At 70.0% G+C, this 15,876-nt stretch carries 20 protein-coding genes; 1 reads left to right on the top strand and 19 read right to left on the bottom strand.

Annotation, left to right across the window (positions count from 1 at the left end):
- Positions 1-25: 25 nt before the first annotated feature.
- The 3 genes from pyrH to rpsB all read right to left on the bottom strand — a co-directional run bounded on the left by pyrH (position 26) and on the right by rpsB (position 2,877).
- Positions 26-784 (bottom strand): UMP kinase, encoded by a 759-nt coding sequence (gene pyrH / locus ACQEWB_RS35070; RefSeq protein ID WP_432838242.1) that lies wholly within the window; start codon positions 782-784, stop codon positions 26-28.
- Positions 785-971: 187 nt separating this feature from the next.
- On the bottom strand, positions 972-1,808 hold the full coding sequence (gene tsf, locus ACQEWB_RS35065) for a translation elongation factor Ts (protein WP_432838240.1): 837 nt from the start codon (positions 1,806-1,808) through the stop codon (positions 972-974).
- A gap of 133 nt (positions 1,809-1,941) precedes the next feature.
- A complete protein-coding gene (rpsB, locus tag ACQEWB_RS35060; protein ID WP_432838238.1) occupies positions 1,942-2,877 on the bottom strand; it encodes a 30S ribosomal protein S2 in 936 nt (311 codons plus the stop codon).
- 271 nt (positions 2,878-3,148) lie between these two features.
- Between rpsB and ACQEWB_RS35055 the strand changes: the two genes are divergently transcribed.
- Positions 3,149-3,748 carry a murein hydrolase activator EnvC family protein gene (locus tag ACQEWB_RS35055; RefSeq protein ID WP_432838223.1) on the top strand — a complete coding sequence of 200 codons (600 nt, stop codon included), beginning with the start codon at positions 3,149-3,151 and terminating at the stop codon, positions 3,746-3,748.
- Here ACQEWB_RS35055 and ACQEWB_RS35050 read toward each other — a convergent pair.
- From ACQEWB_RS35050 to rpsP, 16 genes are all read right to left on the bottom strand, one after another.
- Positions 3,745-4,302: a TetR/AcrR family transcriptional regulator gene (locus tag ACQEWB_RS35050; protein ID WP_432844181.1), complete on the bottom strand. Its 558-nt coding sequence runs from the start codon at positions 4,300-4,302 to the stop codon at positions 3,745-3,747. The two genes, ACQEWB_RS35055 and ACQEWB_RS35050, sit on opposite strands and share 4 nt — an antisense overlap.
- Before the next feature lie 87 nt (positions 4,303-4,389).
- On the bottom strand, positions 4,390-5,232 hold the full coding sequence (whiG, locus tag ACQEWB_RS35045; protein WP_242775634.1) for an RNA polymerase sigma factor WhiG: 843 nt from the start codon (positions 5,230-5,232) through the stop codon (positions 4,390-4,392).
- 251 nt (positions 5,233-5,483) lie between these two features.
- Positions 5,484-6,626 (bottom strand): DNA-processing protein DprA, encoded by a 1,143-nt coding sequence (gene dprA, locus ACQEWB_RS35040; RefSeq protein WP_432838213.1) that lies wholly within the window; start codon positions 6,624-6,626, stop codon positions 5,484-5,486.
- The gene (locus tag ACQEWB_RS35035) at positions 6,626-8,230 is read right to left on the bottom strand and encodes a YifB family Mg chelatase-like AAA ATPase (RefSeq protein WP_432838211.1); all 1,605 of its coding nucleotides are present in this window, start codon (positions 8,228-8,230) and stop codon (positions 6,626-6,628) included. The genes dprA and ACQEWB_RS35035 overlap by 1 nt, the downstream gene beginning before the upstream one ends.
- 1 nt (position 8,231) lies before the next feature.
- Complete coding sequence (locus ACQEWB_RS35030) at positions 8,232-8,594, bottom strand: YraN family protein (RefSeq protein WP_432838209.1); 363 nt, start codon at positions 8,592-8,594, stop codon at positions 8,232-8,234.
- 132 nt (positions 8,595-8,726) lie between these two features.
- Complete coding sequence (locus ACQEWB_RS35025) at positions 8,727-9,035, bottom strand: DUF2469 domain-containing protein (protein ID WP_005311352.1); 309 nt, start codon at positions 9,033-9,035, stop codon at positions 8,727-8,729.
- 56 nt (positions 9,036-9,091) lie between these two features.
- Positions 9,092-9,613, bottom strand: coding sequence for an NUDIX hydrolase (locus tag ACQEWB_RS35020; protein WP_432838206.1), 522 nt, complete (start codon positions 9,611-9,613; stop codon positions 9,092-9,094).
- Positions 9,603-10,379 carry a signal peptidase I gene (gene lepB, locus ACQEWB_RS35015; RefSeq protein ID WP_432838204.1) on the bottom strand — a complete coding sequence of 259 codons (777 nt, stop codon included), beginning with the start codon at positions 10,377-10,379 and terminating at the stop codon, positions 9,603-9,605. The genes ACQEWB_RS35020 and lepB (ACQEWB_RS35015) overlap by 11 nt, the downstream gene beginning before the upstream one ends.
- A gap of 104 nt (positions 10,380-10,483) precedes the next feature.
- Positions 10,484-11,404: a signal peptidase I gene (gene lepB / locus ACQEWB_RS35010; protein ID WP_432838202.1), complete on the bottom strand. Its 921-nt coding sequence runs from the start codon at positions 11,402-11,404 to the stop codon at positions 10,484-10,486.
- Positions 11,355-12,500, bottom strand: coding sequence for a signal peptidase I (gene lepB, locus ACQEWB_RS35005; RefSeq protein WP_432838200.1), 1,146 nt, complete (start codon positions 12,498-12,500; stop codon positions 11,355-11,357). The genes lepB (ACQEWB_RS35010) and lepB (ACQEWB_RS35005) overlap by 50 nt, the downstream gene beginning before the upstream one ends.
- Positions 12,493-13,188, bottom strand: a complete 696-nt coding sequence (lepB, locus tag ACQEWB_RS35000) for a signal peptidase I (RefSeq protein WP_432838198.1) — start codon at positions 13,186-13,188, stop codon at positions 12,493-12,495. Before lepB (ACQEWB_RS35000) ends, lepB (ACQEWB_RS35005) begins: the two co-directional genes overlap by 8 nt.
- Positions 13,189-13,233: 45 nt before the next feature.
- Positions 13,234-13,584, bottom strand: a complete 351-nt coding sequence (rplS, locus tag ACQEWB_RS34995) for a 50S ribosomal protein L19 (RefSeq protein WP_003973398.1) — start codon at positions 13,582-13,584, stop codon at positions 13,234-13,236.
- Positions 13,585-13,716: 132 nt separating this feature from the next.
- A complete protein-coding gene (gene trmD, locus ACQEWB_RS34990; protein ID WP_432838195.1) occupies positions 13,717-14,550 on the bottom strand; it encodes a tRNA (guanosine(37)-N1)-methyltransferase TrmD in 834 nt (277 codons plus the stop codon).
- A 3-nt stretch (positions 14,551-14,553) separates the two neighbouring features.
- Complete coding sequence (gene rimM / locus ACQEWB_RS34985; RefSeq protein ID WP_432838193.1) at positions 14,554-15,096, bottom strand: ribosome maturation factor RimM; 543 nt, start codon at positions 15,094-15,096, stop codon at positions 14,554-14,556.
- Between the two features lie 84 nt (positions 15,097-15,180).
- Entirely contained in the window at positions 15,181-15,420 is a 240-nt protein-coding gene (locus ACQEWB_RS34980) for an RNA-binding protein (protein WP_003973401.1), read from the bottom strand.
- Between the two features lie 2 nt (positions 15,421-15,422).
- On the bottom strand, positions 15,423-15,842 hold the full coding sequence (gene rpsP / locus ACQEWB_RS34975) for a 30S ribosomal protein S16 (protein ID WP_274243681.1): 420 nt from the start codon (positions 15,840-15,842) through the stop codon (positions 15,423-15,425).
- Positions 15,843-15,876: the final 34 nt, after the last annotated feature.

Below are 15,876 nucleotides of genomic sequence, written 5' to 3'. Positions count from 1 at the left end.
GGTCAGGGTCCGTAGGTGTTGCCTGTCAGTCCCGGCTGTCCTGGTCACCCACAAGCGTGCCGATCTTCTCACCCTTGACGGCGCGGGCGATATTGCCCTCGGCCAGAAGCTCGAAGACGAGGATCGGGAGCTTGTTGTCGCGGCACAGCGTGACGGCGGTGGCGTCGGCGACCTTGAGGTCGCGGGTGATGACCTCGCCGTAGCCGAGCGAGTCGAACTTGACCGCGTCGGGGTTGCGCTTGGGGTCGGAGTCGTAGACCCCGTCCACGCCGTTCTTGCCCATCAGCAGCGCCTCGGCGTCGATCTCCAGGGCGCGCTGGGCGGCAGTGGTGTCGGTGGAGAAGTAGGGCATGCCCATACCGGCGCCGAAGATGACCACGCGGCCCTTCTCCAGGTGGCGCACGGCGCGCAGCGGGATGTACGGCTCGGCGACCTGACCCATGGTGATCGCGGTCTGCACGCGCGAGTCGATGCCCTCCTTCTCCAGGAAGTCCTGGAGGGCGAGGCAGTTCATCACGGTGCCGAGCATGCCCATGTAGTCGGAACGGGCCCGGTCCATGCCGCGCTGCTGGAGCTCGGCGCCGCGGAAGAAGTTGCCGCCGCCGATGACGACGGCGATCTCCGCACCGTCCCGGACGACCGCCGCGATCTCGCGGGCGATCTTGTGCACCACGTCCGGGTCCACGCCCAGGCCGCCGCCACCGGCGAAGGCCTCTCCGGACAGCTTCAGCAGAAACCGGCCGCTTACTTTGCCGTCGTCGCTCTTCGGGGCCTTGGTGGTCATGGAGTTCTCACTTCTTTGACGGGTCGCACATACGAAGAAGGCCATTGCCGGTGGGAACTGGTTCGTATCCCATGCGCGGCAATGGCCTCCTCGTCAGATCTGCTGTCGTCCGTCACGCGCGTGCGTGACGGCGTACCGGACGACTACCCCGACCCTATCGGGCCGGGGCGCCGATCGCGGCACGGACTCAGATGCCGACCTTGATGCGCGTGAAGCGCTTCAGGGTGGCACCGGCCTCGTCCAGGACCTTCTGGACCGACTTCTTGTTGTCCAGCGCGTACGGCTGGCCGAGCAGCGTGGCGTCCTTGAAGAAGCCGTTGACGCGACCCTCGACGATCTTCGGCAGGGCGGCCTCGGGCTTGCCCTCGGCGCGGGTGGTCTCCTCGGCGACGCGGCGCTCGGACTCGACGACCTCTGCCGGCACGTCCTCCTTGGAGAGCCACTTCGGCGCGAAGGCGGCGATGTGCTGGGCGACGCCCTTGGCCAGCTCGGCGTCGGCCTTGTCCAGCTCGACCAGGACACCGATCTGCGGGGGCAGGTCGGGCATGGTGCGGTGCATGTACGCGAAGACGAAGCCGTCGGCGAACTGCGCGAAGCGGTCCAGGACGATCTTCTCGCCGAGGTTGGCGTTGGCCTCGTCCACGAACGCCTGGACGGTCTTGCCGGCCTCGATCTCGGAGGCGAGCAGCGCCTCGAGGTCGGCCGGGGAGGTCGCGGCGACGTGCTGCGCGATCTGGCCGGCGACGGCCTGGAACTTCTCGCCCTTGGCGACGAAGTCCGTCTCGCACTTCAGCTCGACCAGGACGCCGGAGGTGTTGTCGTCGGCGATGACGGAGACCACGGCGCCGTTCTCGGCGGAGCGGCCCTCGCGCTTGGCGACGCCCTTCTGGCCCTTGATACGGAGCGCCTCGACGGCCTTGTCGACGTCGCCCTCGGCCTCGTCGAGCGCCTTCTTGCAGTCCATCATGCCGGCGCCGGTGAGCTCACGAAGCTTCTTGACGTCGGCGGCGGTGTAGTTCGCCATGAGTCGTTAAGTCTTTCTCGAAGTCGGAAGATCTACCCGGTCCACGAACCACGTGTAGATGTGGAGCGCGAACCTATGGGTGAACGGCGGGGGCGACTCGGATGTCGCCGCCCCCGCCGTCAACGCTGACTGATCAGGCCTGCTCGGCGTCCGCGGCCGGAGCCTCGGCGGCAGGGGTCTCCTCGGCGGGCGCCTCGGCAGCCGGGGCCTCCTCGGCGGCCGGAGCAGCCTCGGCGGCGGGGGCGGCGTCGGCAGCCGGAGCGGCCTCAGCGGCCGGGGCGGCCTCGTCGGCCTTCTTCTCGCCCTCGAGCAGGTCGCGCTCCCACTCGGCCAGCGGCTCGCCCGCGGCCTTCTCGCCCTTGTCACCGGTGGCGACACGGGAGCGGGAGATGAGGCCCTCGGCGACCGCGTCGGCGATCACACGGGTGAGCAGCGTGACGGAGCGGATCGCGTCGTCGTTGCCGGGGATCTTGTAGTCGACCTCGTCGGGGTCGCAGTTGGTGTCGAGGATCGCGACGACCGGGATGTTGAGCTTCCGGGCCTCACCGACCGCGATGTGCTCCTTCTTGGTGTCCACGATCCAGACGGCGCTGGGCACCTTCTGCATCTCGCGGATACCACCGAGGGTCTTCTCCAGCTTGGCCTTCTCGCGCGACAGCACGAGAAGCTCCTTCTTGGTGAGACCGGACGCGGCGACGTCCTCGAAGTCGATCTGCTCGAGCTCCTTGAGGCGCTGCAGACGCTTGTAGACGGTCGAGAAGTTGGTGAGCATGCCGCCCAGCCAGCGCTGGTTGACGAAGGGCATGCCGACGCGGGTCGCCTGCTCGGCGATCGCCTCCTGCGCCTGCTTCTTCGTACCGACGAACATGACCGTGCCGCCGTGGGCGACGGTCTCCTTGACGAACTCGTAGGCGCGGTCGATGTACGACAGCGACTGGAGCAGGTCGATGATGTAGATGCCGTTGCGCTCGGTGAAGATGAAGCGCTTCATCTTCGGGTTCCAGCGACGGGTCTGGTGACCGAAGTGGACGCCGCTTTCCAGCAGCTCCCGCATCGTGACGACGGCCATGGCCGTTCTCCTTGTTTTTCTCGGTTGTACCGCGGGTACCGGAGGCACTCGCGCCTGACGCCCACGTGCGCCGTGCCGCGAAGGACCGAGGGGCGCTGACACCGATCTCTTACGAGGTGTGGTGTCGGGGCGTGCGAAGTCGACCCGGTGACCCGGATCGCCAAAGGAAGTGTACGGGACCCGCGAGGTACCGGGTGACGCCGTTGTCCACAACCCGGCGGCGGTCCACAGGTCCCGGCCATGATCTGCGCGAGTGCGGGACGGTTCCGGCATGCGAGCGATGCGACTGACGCGAGTGATGCGATACGTGCGGCTGGGGTGGGCCCTGGTGCTGGGGCTGACGGTGACGGTTCTGGCGCCCGGGGCCTGGGCGGACGCCCCGCCGCCGCTTCCCCCTCCGCCGGCGGCACCGGGTCCGCCGGTCCCCGCCGTCGCCGGCTTCTGGCCCGTGGGCACCCACCCTTCGGTGTTACGGGGCTGGGAGCCCCCGGCGACGGTCTACGGCCGCGGTCATCGGGGCGTCGACCTCGCGGCCCCGCCCGGGACTCCGGTACGGGCAGTGGCGGCCGGCCGAGTGTCCTTCGCGGGCCGTGTGGCGGGACGAGGCGTGGTCTCCGTGGAGCTGACGGGCACGGACCTGAGGACGACGTACGAGCCGGTGTCGGCCTCCGTGGAGAAGGGCGACGAGGTGGCCGCGGGCGAGGTGGTGGGGACGGTGGAACCGACGGGCTCGCACTGCGCGGTCACGTGCGTGCACTGGGGCCTGCTGAGAGGGAAGACCTACCTGGACCCCCTGTCGCTGCTTCCGCCCTGGCTGCTCGACAGAGGCCCGTCGAGACTGCTGCCGGTGCTGGGGGTACCGCTGCCCTAGCCGCGCACGCCCCGCAGCGCCATGGTCACGGCCGCCTCGGTGATGGCCGTCGGGTCCTCCGCCGCGCCCAGCTCGATGCGCCGCACGGCCGCGTCCACGACACCCTGCAGCAGCATCGCGGCCAGTCGGGGCTCGGTGTGCCCCATCTCCGCCAGCGCCTCGACGATCATCGCGACGAGCCCGCCGTGCGCGGCCCGGATCTTCTCCCGGGCGCCCGCGTCCAGCTCACTCGCGGAGATCGCCACGACGGCCCGGTGCCGACGGTCCCCCACCAGCGTGAGCTGTTGCCGGACATAGGCCTCGACCTTGCCCTCGGCCGCGTCCGCCCGCTCCATGGCGGCCGCGACCTCGGCGGCCCAGACGGGAAAGTCGACCTCGCACAGTTCCTCGACCACGGCGGCCCGGGACCGGAAGTACTCGTACACCGACGAGCGCGCGAGCCCCGTCCGCTCGGCGAGCGCCGGAAACGTCAGCGCCTCCGTCCCGCCCTCGGACAGCAACGATCGAGCCGCGTCCAGCAGGGCGGCTCGCTGCATCGACCGGTGCTCGGCCACGGAGGCCGCTCGAATCCTTGGCACGTCGACCACTCTACGGACGGACCAGCGCCGACGGGAGGGACTCACCCGCACTCCCGGTGGCGCTCAACGTCCGAAACTCGCCAGTTTCGCCCGCAGCTGGAGCACCGACTTGGTGTGGATCTGGCTCACCCGGCTCTCGGTGACCCCGAGCACGTTCCCGATCTCGGCGAGCGTGAGCCCCTCGTAGTAGTACAGCGTGACGACGGTCTTCTCCCGCTCGGGCAGCGTGTTGATCGCCCGCGCCAGGAACCGTCTGAGCTCCCGGTCCTCGGCCACCTCCACGGGGTTGTCCGCGGCGGTGTCCTCCAGCGTGTCCATGAGGCTCAGCCGGTCCCCGCCCTCACCCCCGACGTGCAGCAGCTCCTCCAGCGCCACCACGTTGGCCAGCGACAACTGGCTGAAGACGGCGTGCAGTTCGTCCACCGGAATGCTCATCTCGGCGGCCACCTCCTGCTCCGACGGGGTCCGCCGCAGGCGCGCCTCCAGGGTCGCGTACGCCCGCTCGACGTTGCGCGCCTTCTGCCGCACCGACCGCGGAATCCAGTCGAGGGCCCGCAGTTCGTCGATCATCGCGCCGCGGATCCGGGTGATCGCGTACGTCTCGAACTTGATCTCCCGGTCGACGTCGAACTTCTCGATCGCGTCGATCAGCCCGAACACCCCGGACGAGACGAAGTCGGCCTGCTCCACGTTGGGCGGCAGTCCGACGCTCACCCGTCCCGCCACGTACTTCACCAGCGGTGAGTAGTGCAGGATCAGCTGCTCCCGCAGCCGCTCGTCCCCCGTCGCCTTGTACGACCGCCACAGCTCGTCGAGCGTCGAGGGAGCGGGCGGCCGCACGCTGCCACCGTCGCGGGCGGCTGGAGGGATCGCCGCCCGGTCGGACCCGGAGGTGTGCTGGGGCATTCGTCGCCTTGTGCCGTTCTGCCGTGAAGTGCGTGAAGGGGTAGAAGTGGGTGACTGTGTCGGAATCCACGTGAGCGTAGCGTGACTGGAGCGTCGCGGTGTGCGAAGGGCGGGGCGGGACGCGTGCGCAGATACGTTCTTCAGGGCGCCCCACCGAGTCACCTCCGTCGCTGTGCGTGACCATCCGGGGACGCCAACTGCGGGTATTTCCACAGGTGTCAGGCCTCCCCCGGACGGCCGAACACGCTCGGTCAGCATCGGCCCCGGCTCCCGCGGACGGAGATCATCGCCTGGCGTGTCAACTTCCAGCCGTCGCCGTGTCGTTCGACGTAACCAAGTGATCGGAGTTCGTACAGTCTCGCGATGGCGTCGTCCTCCGTGGTCTGCGCACCGCGGGCCACCGCGCCGGCCGTGGCCGGGCCGCGACCGGGCAGCGCGGCCAGCACCCGCCGGGCGCCGGGCTCCAGCAGGTCCCTGGGCAGCACGGGACCGCGCCGCTGCGGGGCCAGCTCCCCGATGTCACCGACCAGTTCGACGACTTCGGCGGCGTCGGTGACGAGGACGGCATCGTCGCGCAGGAGTTCGTGCACACCGGCGGAGAGGCTGCTGGTGGCCGGGCCGGGTACCCCTATCGTGTGGCGCCCGAGCCGTTGTGCGGCCCGGGCGGTGACGAGGGAGCCGCTGCGGTGGGCGGCCTCGACGACCACGGTGCCCCTGGTCAGGGCGGCGATCACGCGGTTGCGCACGATGAAGCGGCTGGGCGTCGGATGGTCGCCGGGCGGCAACTCGCCGATGACCAGGCCCTGTTCCGCGATCCTGGTGATCAACTCGGTGTGCCCGCGCGGGTAGGGGCGGTCGACGCCGCAGGCCAGCACGGCGACGGTGGCTCCGCCGGCGCCGAGGGCGCCGCGGTGGACGGCGCCGTCGACGCCGTAGGCTCCGCCGGAGACGACGACCCACCCGCGTTCGGCGAGGCCGGCGCCGAGGGTGGCGGCCATGTGGGCGCCGTACTCGGTGCAGGCCCGGGCGCCGACCACGGCGACGGATCTGAGCGCCCACATCCGCAGACTGGGCAACCCCCGTACCCACACACCGAGCGGCCGGGCGTCCCCGAGATCGTCGAGCTGCCCGGGCCACTCGGAGTCCCCCGGCACGACGAACCGCATCCCGGCGGCCCGGGCAACGGCGAGGTCCGTCTCCGCCCGGTCCTCCTGCGCCCGGGCGAGCAACCCGCCCCACCGCTTGTCGGTGACCCCGACGAGCTGCGGCCCACCGTCCCGCAGACACCGAGCCACTTCAACGGCCCCGAGCTCCCTGACCCACCGGCCGCCGACTTCGTCGCCGGGCTCCAGGACCCGCCCGAGAAAGACCCGGGCGAGCCGTTCGTCGTCCATCACGTGCCGATCCCCTCGAGGACCGCGCCTCGCCGGACGCCGGTGCGCAGTTCCAGGGCCCAGTTGACGTCGTTCGCGGAGGGCTTGTCGCGGCCGCCCAGGTCGGCCAGCGTCCAGGCCACCCGGAGGACACGGTCGAGGCCACGTGCTGTCAGTAGGCCCCGGTCCAGGTCCTCCTCGGCCTTGCGCAGGGCTCCCGGCTGTACGTGCCAGCGGGTGCGTAGTTCATGGCCGGGCACCTCGCTGTTCGTCCGCCAAGGGGTGCCTTCGTAGCGCCTGGCCGCCCGTTGGCGCGCGGTCTTCACGCGCTCGGCGACCGTCGCGCTCGTCTCCGCCCCGGTGTGCAACTGGAGCAGCTCCGCCCTGGCCACCGGTTCGACCGTCACCCGGAGGTCCACCCGGTCCATGAGGGGCCCGGACAGCCGGGCCCGGTACCGCTTGATCGAGGACGGGCGGCACTCGCAGATGTCGTCGCCCCGGCCGTGCCGACCGCAAGGGCATGGGTTGGCCGCCAGGACCATGAGGAATTTGGCGGGCATCCGCAGTATGCCGGCGGCCCGGGCGATCACGACGTGCCCCGACTCCAGCGGCTGGCGCAGGGCGTCCAGGACGCTGCTGTGAAACTCCGCGGCCTCGTCGAGGAACAGCACACCGTGGTGCGAGAGGGACACTGCTCCCGGCCGGGGGAACCCGTTTCCGCCGCCGACCAGCGAGGCCATGGTCGCCGAGTGGTGCGGCGCGCAGTACGGCGGCTTGTCGACGAGCGGGTGGCCGGGTGGCAGGACCCCCGCCACGGAGTGAACGGCCGTGACCTCCAGGGACTCCTGTCGGCAGAGTTCCGGCAGCAGCCCCGGCAGCCGCTCGGCCAGCATTGTCTTTCCGGCGCCCGGCGGTCCCTTGAAGAAGACGTGGTGCCGGCCGGCGGCAGCCACCTCCAGGGCGGCTCGGGCCACGGGCTGACCCGCCACGTCCTTGAGATCCGGAACATGCTCCCCGGGAGCCGTTCCGAGCCCCGTCCCGGGCAGTGCCAGGCCGGCGAGGAATGGATCCGGGCGGATGTCCCCCGGCACGGGTTCCTCGTCCGGCACCGGCTCGTCCGTGAGCACCGCGACGAGCTGGCGCAGGCTCCGCACGCCGAGCACGGAGACGCCCGGCACCAGCGATGCCTCGGGCACGGCGGACTCCGGGACCACCACCTGCTCGTATCCCGCGTCCGCCGCCGCGAGCACGGCCGGCAGAATCCCCCGCACCGGCCGGACCCGTCCGTCCAGGCCCAGTTCACCGATCATCACGATGTCGGCGAGCACCCGCGGGTCGATCCGCTCGGCCGCCCCGAGGACCGCCGCCGCGACCGCGAGGTCGAAACCGCTGCCGCTCTTCGGCACGGACGCCGGGCTCAGTCCGACCGTGAGCTTCTTCGACGGCCACGTGGCCCCCGAATTCACCACAGCCGCCCGCACCCGATCCCGGCTCTCACTCAGACTCTTGTCCGGCAACCCCACCAACGTGAACGCCGCCACCCCGGGCTCCAGATCCGCCTGGACCTCGACCACCACGCCCTCGACGCCCACCAGCGCCACCGAGCACGTACGTGCGAACCCCATCTCAGGCCACCCCCCGCGCGTGCTCGACCACGGGTGCGCCGCGGTCGGGGAGGAGGACGCCCACCAGGTCGATGCGGACGCCGCCGGGTGGGGCTCCGCCATGGGTCTGGATCCAGCGTTCGGCGAGATCCCGCAGCCGAGCCGCTTTTTCCGGGGTCACCGCAGCCATCGGATGTTCGTAGCCGCCGCCCCTGCGGGTCTTGACCTCGCAGATCACCAGGACGTCCCCGTCCCGGGCCACGACGTCGATCTCCCCCGACCTGCCACAGCGCCAGTTGCGCTCCAGCACCGTCATCCCGGCCTCGGTCAGCCGCCGGACGGCGAGGTCTTCTCCGTACTTGCCGAGTGCGCTTCGTGCGTTCATGTCGGCACCACCTCCGGCGCCAACCGTCACGCACCCCGCCCCAAGAAGTGGATCTTGGTGCACTACTCGGCGGTTGTGGAAAACCCCGTCACCCACACGAGGGAGCGCAAGCGACCGACCCGACGCAGGGCCTCAGCTGCCCGGCAGCTCCAGGTCACTCTTGTTCAGCTCCTCGATGTTCACGTCCTTGAACGTGAGCACCCGCACCTGCTTCACAAAGCGAGCCGGCCGGTACATGTCCCAGACCCAGGCGTCCGCCATCGACACCTCGAAGAACACCTCGCCCTGGACTGAGTGCACCTGCATCTCGTAGTCGTTGGTCAGGTAGAAGCGCCGCTCGGTCTCGATCACGTATTTGAACAGACCGACGACATCGCGGTACTCCCGGTAGAGCTTCAGCTCCATCTCGGTCTCGTACTTCTCGAGGTCCTCGGCGCTCATGGCATGTTCCCCTTCAGCCGTGCGATCCCACCATTGTGCGCCAGTCCCGTGAGCCTCTAGACGATTTCCGTGTCGAGGGTTTCAGGGCCGGCCGGGGGACCTTCGTCGAGCAGCCTGCGGAGCAGCTCGGCGAGTCTGGTCGGATACACCGTCTCATGTGCCCGGGTCAGTTCCGCACACGTCCACCAGCGCGCTCCGGCGACGCTGCGCCGCTCCAGCTCCGTCAGCCCTCTGGCCCCGGGCAACGCGTCGGACGTGTGCGGCGTCCGGGCCAGGTAGTACCACTCGTCCTGGTCCCAGCGGCGGCCGGCGAACGGGAAGGAGCACGTACGGCGCCACAGCACGGGGCCGAGCTCGACCTCGGTGATGCCCGTCTCCTCGGCGAGTTCCCGTACCGCGGCCTGCTCACGCGTCTCGTCGCCCTCGACGCCGCCGCCCGGGGTGAACCACCAGTCGTCCGTCGGATCGTCCGGTTCGTGGCCGTGCAGGAGCAGGATGCGGTCCTCGGGGTCGAGCAGTACGACCCGGGCGACCTTGCGCAGCCCGTTCTCGTGGCCGTCCGCCTGGTCAGCGGGCACCCACGGGCTCCGTCCGGGTGCGGGCGCGGCGGTTGCCCAGCCGCTTGGCGATCGGGCCGTACGCGCCACCGCCGAGGACGAGGACGGCGCCGGCGACGATCAGCGTGACGATGATGCGCAGCGGGCCCGGCGTCGAGAGCGCGCCCAGGGTCTCGAAGCCCGTGGGGCGCTCCAGCATGCCCTTCATGGGCCACACCACGGCGTCCACGCGGGCCGTCACCGCGGACTCGGCGACCGTGCCCTGGGCCGCGTCGCTCAGGTGGGCGGAGGAGTCCAGGGAGCCCTGGCGCTCGTCGCCGAGGAGGAAGAGGCGGCCCTTGGGGACCTTCACGGTCGGGATCTTCTTGTCCTCGACCGCGCTGCCCTTGAGGTAGCCCTCGTCGATCTGCTTGCCGTTGACGGTCAGCTTGCCGTCGGTGCAGCAGGAGACGGTGTCGCCGCCGACCGCGACCACACGCTTGACCACGGGCGCGTTGGTCACCCAGGTCTTGTCGGTGAAGACGACGACGTCGCCGCGGCGTATCTCGCTGCCGTCGACGCGCTGCGCCAGCACCCGGTCGCCGGCGTCGATCGTCGGTGTCATCGAGGTGGTCGGCACGGTGTACGGCCGGTACACCACCGCTCCCCAGGCGAACCCTCCGAGGAACAGCACAATGCCCAGTGCGACCGCGATGCCGGACAGTCGCTGTCCGGCCTTGCTGCCCACCGGGCCCGTGCTCTTGCCGCCGCTGCGCGGGGCCGTACGCGTCGTGCTCTCGCCACCCATGGGTCCGCACCCTACCCGGCGGTACCTGACCCGGTCAGCCCCTCACGGGCCGCCGAGGTCACAGCTCCACCAGGGTTTCACCAAGGCGGGGTGCGGGACCCCGCTCAGCGCGTCTCGGCCGCCGCGATCTTCCTGCGCCGCCACAGCGCCACCGGTACGACACCGGTGAGGGCGAGCGCGTTCGGCGCGGCCGTCAGGGCGCCGGCCGCCGAGGCCTGCTTGCCGAGGCCGGGCTGGTCGAAGGTGTCCGGGATCGGCAGGGTGTCCCAGCGGTTGATCGGCCAGGCGATGACGATGGCGCGTCCGACGACCTTGTCGACCGGGACCATGCCGTGGTTCTTGTCGCTCTGGTTGTAGCGGGAGTCGCGGGAGTTCTGCCGGTGGTCGCCCATGACCCAGATGTAACCCTTGGGGACCTTCACCGTGAACTGGCCGCCCTGGTCGTCCACGCTGCACGGGGTGTTGCCGGCGTAGACGAACGACGTGTCGTTGAGCGGATGGCCGTTGACCTTCAGCGGGCCGCTGCCCTTGCAGGAGACCGTGTCGCCACCGACGCCGATGACGCGCTTGATGAGGTCCTTCTCCTCGGCGGACGGCATCAGGCCGATCCAGCTGAGGACCTTCTGGAACGCGTTCGGGTTCGCCGTGGGCTCGCCCGCCAGCCAGTTGTCGGGGTCGTGGAAGACGACGACCTCGCCGCGCTCGGGCTTGGAGCCGAACCAGGGGGTGAGCTTGTCGACGAGAACGCGGTCGCCCTGCTGGAGGGTGTTCTGCATCGAGTCCGACGGGATCGAGAACGCCTGCACCAGGAACGTCTTGATCAGCAGCGCGAGGACGAGCGCGATGCCGATGAGGATGGGCAGCTCCTTCCAGAAGGAGCGCTGCTTCTTCGGCCTGGGCGCCGAGTCGCCCGGCCCCTGGCCGTCCGACCTGGTCTGCGTGTCGCGCGGCGTACCGTCGTCGCCCGCCGCGGAGTCACTCCCGGAGGTCACGGCGCTGTCCGCGGCCGGGACGGCTGCCGACATCCCTTGACCGGGCTGCCCGCGGTGCTCCTCGCCGTCGTGTCCGGACCGTGCGCCAACCGCCACATCCCCCACGCCAACTCCTCACTCTGTGCCGCTGCCTGCCCCACCTACGACGCAGGCCCACCACTCCCATAACGAGCGGGAGTTCCGCAGGGGTCGGGAGTTGGATCGCTGTGTTCAGATCGTCGGGAGCAACCCTATGCGACAGCTGCGGGGACGCGGTCGTCCCCGACACCGAGTTGGAAACGGAGGAGAAAGTTTTAGGTTCCGCCAGGGAGGTCCAGTGGCCCATCGGCCACGCGATGACCTTCGCCCGCCCCACCACGGAGTCCAGTGACACCGTGCCTCCGTAGGCGGTGTTCATGTGGGCGCGGGAGTCCGCGGAGTTGCCCCGGTGGTCGCCCATCACCCACAACCGCCCCTTCGGGACGGTGATGTCGAACTCCTGGGTGGACGGGGCGTTTCCGGGATAGAGGTAGTCGCCCTCGGTCAGCGGTACGCCGTTGACGGTGACGCGCCCTTGCGCGTCACAGCACTTGACGCGGTCACCGCCGACACCGATGACCCGCTTGATGAGGTCCTTCTCGTTGTTGGACGGCAGCAGGCCGATGAAGGTCAGCCCCTCCTTGACCTGCTTGACCACGATGGGGTCGCTGCCGGTCGTCGTGGTCTGCTCGTCCGCGAGCCAGCCGCCGGGGTCCTTGAAGACGACGACGTCACCGCGCTTGGGCTCGGAGCCGAACCACGGCGTGAACTTGTCGACCAGGACCCGGTCGCCGATCCGGATCGTCTGCTCCATCGAGCCGGACGGGATCACGAACGCCTGGACGAGGAAGGTCTTCAGGACCAGGGCTATGAGTACGGCGACGCCGACCAGGAGGGGTATCTCCCTGACCGCGCTGCGCCTGCGCTTTCGCTTGACCTTGCGCTGGAGCTTGCGCCGCTCCGCGCGGCTACGGCCGCCACCGCCGACACCGCCGCCGCCGCCGCTGGAACCCGTACCGCCGCCGGCCCGCCGGGAGCCGGTGGGCAGCAGGTTCTCGGTGCCGAAGGGGCTGCTGGGCGCCGCGCCGCGCGGCTTGCCGCGGTTACCCATGCGCACCGTCCGCGGCGGGCACGCGCGCGTAGGCGCTCGGGCGGTGCAGACGCGTGAGGTGGGCGGCCGGCCAGACGATCCAGTCGGCCCGTCCGATCACGTCGGAGAGCGGGATCATGCCGCCGCCGGGCGAGCCCAGATGGTCGCGGGAGTCGCTGGAGACGCTGCGGTGGTCGCCGAGGACGAAGAGGGTGCCCTCGGGCACCACGACGCGGAACGGCACCGTGGACGGAGTGTCCCCGGGGTACAGGAAAGTCGACTCGTCGACCGACCGCCCGTTCACCTCGATCCTCCCCTCCTTGTCACAGCAGACCACGCGGTCTCCCCCCACACCCACGACGCGCTTGATGTAGTCGGCGTTCCCGAAGTAGCCGGTGCCGTCGAACACAACGACATCTCCCCGCCGCGGCTGGGCACCGAAACGGTACGCCAACTTATTTACGAGAACGCGGTCGCCGATCCTCAATCCCTTTTCCATGGATCCGCTGGGAATCTGGAAGGGTTGCACCACGAAAGCGTTGAGGAGCAGCAAAAACACCAGGCAGACCAGCAGGTTCAGGGTGATCCACCCGCCCGGCAGCCAGTCGGTGATCCGCGCCACCAACGCGAAACGCGACCGGTCCTCCACAGCCACTGGTTCAGGGCGGGAGGAGCGGTCGCGCTCCGTCTGCTGTGCTTCGGTGTCCATCGGGGCCAGATGCTATCCGGCCCCGCTGTGACCACCGGCGCGAGCTCAGCTGTCGCGCTTCTCCTTGATCTTCGCGGCCTTACCGCGCAGCTCACGCAGGTAGTAGAGCTTGGCGCGACGCACGTCACCGCGGGTGACGAGCTCGATCTTCTCGACGATCGGGGTGTGCACCGGGAAGGTGCGCTCGACGCCGACGGAGAAGGAGACCTTGCGGACCGTGAAGGTCTCGCGGACACCGGCGCCCTGGCGGCGGATCACAACGCCCTTGAACTGCTGCACACGGGAGCGGTTGCCCTCGATGACGCGGACGTGGACGTTGACGGTGTCACCCGGGCGGAAGGCCGGGACGTCGCTGCGCAGCGACGCGGCGTCGACGGAGTCGAGCAGGTGAGACATTTCGTCTGCTTTCTTCGCCCATGCCACAGGTCATAGGCGGGAACTAGGTTTTCAGAGGATGCTGTCCGGGTCGGGGCGGGCGTCGTGTCCCCCTGTGGCAGGGGCGCACGCCGGACGACGCACAACAGCGGTCTATTCTTCCACGCCCTCTGGCCTGCGCCAAAATCGGCCGTACGGCTCACCCTCCGGATCCGGGGCCCAGCCCAGGATGGAGAGCATCTCGCGGTCCTTCTTGTCGAAGACCTTGGGGTCGCAGCGCTCGATGAGGTCGGGCCGGTTGGCCGTCGTACGCCTGAGGGCCTCGTCGCGGCGCCAGCGGGCGATCTTGCCGTGGTGGCCGCTGAGCAGCACGTCCGGAATGCCGCGGCCGCGCCACTCCGGAGGCTTGGTGTAGACGGGCCCTTCCAGGAGGTTGGCCATGGCGCCGGGCGCGAACGAGTCGTCGCGGTGCGACTCGGCGTTGCCGAGGACGCCGGGGAGCAGGCGGGCCACGGCCTCCGTGACCACCAGTACGGCCGCCTCGCCGCCGGCGAGGACGTAGTCGCCGATGGACACCTCGTACACCGGCATACGGGTCGCGTACTCGTCGACGACCCGGCGGTCGATGCCCTCGTAGCGCGCGGGCGTGAAGATCAGCCAGGGGCGCTCGGAGAGCTCGACGGCGAGTTCCTGGGTGAAGGGGCGTCCGCTGGGCGTGGGGACGATCAGCGCGGGCGCGCGGGAGCCCGTCTCGTAGCCGTCGGCGAGGGCCGAGTCCAGGGCGTCGCCCCAGGGGTCGGTCTTCATGACCATGCCGGGGCCGCCGCCGTAGGGGGTGTCGTCGACGGTGTTGTGGCGGTCGTACGTCCACGCGCGCAGGTCGTGCACATGGACGTCGAGCTGTCCACGCGCGCGTGCCTTGCCGACGAGGGAGACGTTCAGGGGTTCCAGGTACTCGGGGAAGATCGTGACGACGTCGAGGCGCATCTCTTACGACTCTTCCCGCGAGGAGACGATCTCCGCCTGGTCGTCGATCAGCCCGGGCGGAGGCTTGATGACCGCCCGCTGCTCCTCCAGGTCGATCTCGGTGACGATCTCCTCGACGAAGGGGATCATCACCTCGCTCCCGTCGGGCCGCTCGACGATGAAGAGGTCCTGCGAGGGCAGGTGTGAGATCTCGGTGATCCGGCCGACCTCTACACCGTCCGCGGTGACCACGTCCAGGTCCATCAGCTGGTGGTCGTAGTACTCGTCCTCCTCTTCGGGCAGCTCCTCCGGGTCGACCTCGGCGATCAGGAGGAGGTTACGCAGGGCCTCGGCGCCGGTGCGGTCCCTGACGCCCTCGAAGCGGAGAAGGAGACGACCGCTGTGGACGCGGCCCGCCTCGATGGTGAGCGGGCCGGCCGAAGCCGGATCGGTGGCCAGTACGGCCCCGGGCCCGAGCCTGAGCTCCGGCTCGTCGGTGCGGACCTCGACGGTGACCTCGCCCTTGATCCCATGGGCACGGCCGATACGAGCGACTACCAGCTGCACTGTGCTTGCTCTCCTGTAGATACGACTACGGGCCGGGGACGGCCCAGTGGCCCTCCCCGGCCCGAGCCGGTGCTGCGTTCGGCGTCAGCGGACGTGGTCGACGTCGACCAGGTCGACGCGGACACCGCGGCCGCCGATGGCGCCCACGACGGTGCGCAGAGCGCGTGCGGTGCGGCCGTTGCGGCCGATCACCTTGCCGAGGTCGTCGGGGTGGACCCGGACCTCGAGCACGCGTCCGCGGCGCAGGTTGCGGGACGCGACCTGCACATCGTCAGGGTTGTCGACGATGCCCTTCACGAGGTGCTCGAGAGCCTCCTCGAGCATGCTCAGGCCTCGGCCGACTCGGACTCGGCGGCAGCCTCGTCCTTCTTCTCCGCCTTCTTCTTCTGGGTGATCGCCTCACCCTTGCCCGCGTCGTCGCCACCGAGGGCCTCGAACGACGGGCGCGCCTTCTTCGGCTCGGCGACCAGCAGCGGAGCCGGGGCGGGCTCGCCCTTGAACTTCTGCCAGTCGCCGGTCTTCTTCAGAATGGCGAGGACGGGCTCGGTCGGCTGAGCGCCGACACCCAGCCAGTACGCGACGCGGTCGGCGTCCACCTCGATGACCGACGGGTTGTAGGTCGGGTGGTACTTGCCGATCTCCTCGATCGCACGGCCGTCACGGCGGGTGCGGGAGTCGGCGACGACGATGCGGTAGTGAGGCGAACGGATCTTGCCCAGACGCTTCAGCTTGATCTTGACTGCCACGGGAGTGGGTTCTCCTGGTTTTGACGTGGTTGGG

The organism is Streptomyces sp. CA-249302 (assembly GCF_050936785.1).
Taxonomy (GTDB): domain Bacteria; phylum Actinomycetota; class Actinomycetes; order Streptomycetales; family Streptomycetaceae; genus Streptomyces.
Note: the sequence above shows the minus strand (reverse complement) of the source record. Positions and strands in the feature narration are given on the sequence as shown.